The sequence below is a fragment of the Mesorhizobium sp. M7A.F.Ca.US.005.03.2.1 genome (genome assembly GCF_003997795.1).
Lineage (GTDB): Bacteria > Pseudomonadota > Alphaproteobacteria > Rhizobiales > Rhizobiaceae > Mesorhizobium > Mesorhizobium ciceri.
Map to the genome: position 1 here is coordinate 1 of NZ_RZRP01001003.1, position 2089 is coordinate 2089.

The following is a 2089-nucleotide window of genomic DNA, read 5'->3' on the forward strand; positions in this document are numbered from 1 at the left end:
GATCAAGACAGTGCGCGAGAAGAAGAACCGCCTCTATATCATCGTCAAGCAGACGCTGTTGGCCTACATGAACGGCGCGCTGCCGCAGGTGGCGATCGAGTTCGGCCGCAAGACCATCTCGTCCTATGAACGGCCGACGATCGACGCGGTCGAGCAGAGCACGATGAATACCGGCACCGTCGAAAAGAAGGCCGCCTGAACGATGCGCGACAGATCGGTCCCGGCACTGTCATGACCAGCCTGGGCAGTCCAGCGGAAGCGCGCTCGCTGATCATCGAGCGTCTGGTCGGCGACAGCGGCGAGGCCGCGCAGGTCATCGACGCAGGCCGCGCCATGGCCGAACGCGCCGTGCCGCTGCTGCAGAAAACCCTGACCAGCGAGTTTGGCGTTCCGGTCGTCGTCGATCTCAAAGCGATCGAGGTCAGCCGCGTTCCCGAGGCGCGTTCGCGTGCCGGCGACACGTTTGCGATGACCGTGATCGGCTCGTCGGCGTCCTCCGATGCGATGACCCTGGTGATCGATGCTCCGGCGATCGCCATCATGGTCTGCACGCTGTTCGGCGGCGACCCGGATCTGCCGGCATCGCCGATCGAACGCGATCTGTCGCAAATCGAAATCGATGTTTCGACCATGGTGTTCCAGCAGGTCGCACAGGCCCTCAACGGATCGGGAAAGCGTTCGCTCGACCTGCGCCTGCCCGCGCCGCGGGCAATGTCGGGCACCGAGGCGAAGCGGTACGTGCTGCGCGATGGCGCGGCAATCCGCATCGTGCTTGGCATCTCGACGCCGGCCGACAGTGGCACCGTGACGGTGACGATGCCGCAGCGCGTCGTGCTGGCCAGCCGCGACGGAGCCGTGCCTGTCAGCGACGACGATCACGGCCCCAGCTGGCGCGCCCGCTTCTCGGAAGAGGTGATGCGCTCCACCGTGGCGCTCGAGGCCACGATGCCGCTGGCGCGGCTGACGCTCGGCGACCTCGCCGGTTTCGAAATCGGCGATGTCATCGAATTCGAGGAAACGGCCCAGTCCCAGGCGCGTCTCAGCGCACGGGGCAAGACGCTGTTCGTATGCGAGTTCGGCAAACTGGGACAGAATTACACCGTCCGGATCAGGCAACCTTACGATGCCGGGCAGGACTTTATCGACGGGCTGATGCCGGCTGCCGCCGGACGCGCCTGAGCATTTGGAGACGATCATGGCCAAAACCAAGGCGGAAGCCGACCTCGACCAGCCGGACGAGCAACTCGACCGTGCCATCGAAGAATTGCGCGGGGTCCTGCATGAAGAGGAGCAACGCCCCGATGCGGCGTTCAGGGCGGCCTCGTCGGCCAATTCGAGCGTGATCATGAACATCCCCGTCGATGTCCAGATCATCCTCGGCAGCACCGAGATGCCGGTCTCCGATCTGATGGCGCTGCAAAAAGGGTCGACCGTGGCGCTCAATCGCCGCATCGGCGAACCTGTCGACGTCGTGGTCAACGGCCGAAAGATCGCGCGCGGCGAGATCACCGTGCTGGAAAGCGATCCTTCGCGCTTCGGCATCAGGCTGACCGAAATCATCGCCGGCACGAAGGGCGCCTAGACATGGTTTGCGGGGCTTGCCGGTGGCAGCGGAGGCGAGTGGCATGACGACGCCGGTGACCTTGACCCGCGCGCAGAAGGCGGCCGCCATACTTGTGGCGATGGGCAAGCCGTCGGCCAGCCGCCTGCTGAAATTCTTCAAGCAGGAAGAACTGAAGGCCCTGATCGAGGGCGCCCGGCTGCTGCGGACGATTCCGCAAAGCGATCTTGAGCGCATTGTCGCTGAGTTCGAGGCCGAATTCACCGAAGGGGCGGGATTGCTCGATTCCGCCGACAGGATGGACACCATCCTCAACGAATCGCTCTCGCCCGAAGAGATGAGCGCGATCATGGGCGACAGGAAATTCGAGGTCGCACCGGAAGGCCCGCCGCCGATCTGGCCCGAGCTCGAAAAGCTCGAACCGGCGCGGCTTGGCGCCTTCCTGGCCGGTGAGCATCCGCAGACAGCGGCCATGGTGTTGTCGAAGCTGGCGCCGCAGGTGGCGGCGAGCGTGCTGCTGACACTGAC

At 64.8% G+C, this 2089-nt stretch carries 2 protein-coding genes and 2 pseudogenes; all 4 read left to right on the plus strand.

Going from position 1 to position 2089, the window contains the following annotated elements; genetic code table 11:
• Positions 1-199 (plus strand): annotated as a pseudogene (locus tag EN991_RS33800) (flagellar motor stator protein MotA); the annotation flags it as partial.
• Between the two features lie 32 nt (positions 200-231).
• Positions 232-1179, plus strand: coding sequence for a FliM/FliN family flagellar motor switch protein (locus EN991_RS33805; protein ID WP_013529804.1), 948 nt, complete (start codon positions 232-234; stop codon positions 1177-1179).
• A gap of 16 nt (positions 1180-1195) precedes the next feature.
• On the plus strand, positions 1196-1582 hold the full coding sequence (gene fliN, locus EN991_RS33810) for a flagellar motor switch protein FliN (protein WP_023809994.1): 387 nt from the start codon (positions 1196-1198) through the stop codon (positions 1580-1582).
• Positions 1583-1625: 43 nt separating this feature from the next.
• A pseudogene (locus EN991_RS33815) lies at positions 1626-2089 on the plus strand (flagellar motor switch protein FliG); the annotation flags it as partial.